Origin of the sequence: Paenibacillus etheri (genome assembly GCF_001012825.1) — a bacterium.
Taxonomy (GTDB): domain Bacteria; phylum Bacillota; class Bacilli; order Paenibacillales; family Paenibacillaceae; genus Paenibacillus_AQ; species Paenibacillus_AQ etheri.
Window position 1 is genome coordinate 1 of the sequence record NZ_LCZJ02000047.1, and the last position, 681, is coordinate 681.

The window sequence follows — 681 nt, forward strand, 5'->3', positions numbered from 1 at the left end:
CGAAACATTGGAGCGAAGGTTAAGCTAATAAGAGCACACGGAGGATGCCTAGGCGCCAGGAGCCGACGAAGGACGTGGCGAACAACGAAACTGCCTCGGGGAGCTGTAAGCAAGCTTTGATCCGGGGGTGTCCGAATGGGGAAACCCAGCTGTGGTAATTCGCAGTTACTCATCTCTGAACACATAGGAGATGTAGAGGCAGACCAGGGGAACTGAAACATCTAAGTACCCTGAGGAAGAGAAAACAATAGTGATTCCGTCAGTAGCGGCGAGCGAACGCGGAACAGCCTAAACCTAAGAGCTTGCTCTTAGGGGTTGTGGGACGTCTCACATGGAGTTACAAAGGAATATGGTAGGCGAAGAGGTCTGGAAAGGCCCGCGATAGAGGTAAAAGCCCTGTAGCCTAAACTGTGTTCTCTCCGAGACGGATCCCGAGTAGTGCGGGGCACGTGAAACCCCGTATGAATCCAGCAGGACCATCTGCTAAGGCTAAATACTACCTGGCGACCGATAGTGAAACAGTACCGTGAGGGAAAGGTGAAAAGCACCCCGGAAGGGGAGTGAAATAGAACCTGAAACCGTGTGCTTACAAAAAGTCAGAGCCCTATCTATGGGTGATGGCGTGCCTTTTGTAGAATGAACCGGCGAGTTACGTTTAACATGCAAGGTTAAGTCGAGAAG

The 681-nt window shown here is 51.4% G+C and carries 1 rRNA gene; it reads left to right on the forward strand.

The features are described from left to right. Positions 1-17: 17 nt before the first annotated feature. Positions 18-681, forward strand: a 23S ribosomal RNA gene (locus UQ64_RS27135); the annotation flags it as partial.